Raw genomic sequence first — 1,220 nt, 5'->3', positions numbered from 1 at the left:
TTAAGTCTTTCAACAGCTGATAAATTATCTTTTTGTTTTTGTTGCATTTTAATATTATCAAAATTATATTTTGACTCCTCAAAAATTATGCCACCAGTTCTTTTCCGTATTATATTTTTTACTAACTCATTTCCTCCTGATTTAAATGCATCATTAAGTTCTTTTTGTGCAGCATTGAGGTATTTGAGTGTTTTATAAGTGATTGCATAATTCCTCTTCTTTTGTTCCCCTATATTAATAGAATATTTATTAGTATACTCTTTTAAATCTTCATTTTTACTTACTTTTAAAGCACTATTTCTTGGATCTGCTAAATTATTACGGATAGTCTGAATACTTTGTGCATTCTTAACAAATCGCGGGTGTAGCTTAGCTATATCTAACTGCATTATTTGAGGTAAATACTCCCCTAATGTACTACCTAACTTTGACATAGTATTCAAATCCTGGATACTAAATATAGCACAACTAAAATTATCTTTTTGTATAGAACCTGAATGAGCATTTATTTCTTTCTCTATATCTTTAATGTCTTCTAACTGGAATAGAAATTGCATATATGTAATAGATGGTGCATCAGCAGCATCAATTGTAAATATTTTCAATTTATCTTTATCGAACGTTAAATGTACAGGCGTGCAATGATAACCCTCCGTATTCATAATTATATCATATTCAAACGGTTTGCCATCTGTAACATTTTCTTTAATCTTCTCTATTAATCTATTACGGTCATCTAGTGTTGCAATGAGCGTTGTTTGATAATGCTGCTCCTTCTTTTCCCTAGATTTTGCTTTATATTCAAGTATTAGTGCAATTTCTTCTTTCTCTAATGTGGTAGATATAGACAATATTTGCATATCTTCTTTAGTTGCTACCTCATTTGAGGTTCTTAGACGATCTAAAATCTTAACCTTATTTTCTAAAATCTTAACCTTTTTATTTAAAGATTCAGTTATTACATTATAGCTTTTATACTGCATAGCAAATTTACTCCTTATTATTCTTCACGCCAAGATCTCATGATTTGATACCTCATCGTCTATCCCTTCAAGTTCCATAGCTTCTTGATTAGCTTCCATGCCGCAACTCATATAAGGTGCAAGCACGCTTTCTGCCTCATGTAGCTCCATTTCTTTTACTACCTTTTGCCCTTCTGCAAAATCTAGTATTAGCTTCTCTAAGTCCTGATTACTATAATCATTCACAGCTACTAAATA

The 1,220-nt window shown here is 30.8% G+C and carries 1 protein-coding gene and 1 pseudogene; both read right to left on the bottom strand.

Annotated features, from left to right (window positions below):
• Positions 1–983, bottom strand: a 983-nt coding sequence (locus tag KYQ89_RS03895) for a hypothetical protein (RefSeq protein ID WP_218460493.1), incomplete at its 3' end; no start/stop codon positions are given.
• 24 nt (positions 984–1,007) lie between these two features.
• Positions 1,008–1,220, bottom strand: a pseudogene (locus KYQ89_RS03890) (patatin); the annotation flags it as partial.

The sequence above is a fragment of the Rickettsia sp. TH2014 genome (assembly GCF_019249195.1).
GTDB lineage: Bacteria > Pseudomonadota > Alphaproteobacteria > Rickettsiales > Rickettsiaceae > Rickettsia > Rickettsia felis.
The sequence above is the reverse complement of the archived record's forward strand: the minus strand, read 5'-3'. Positions and strand labels throughout refer to the sequence as shown.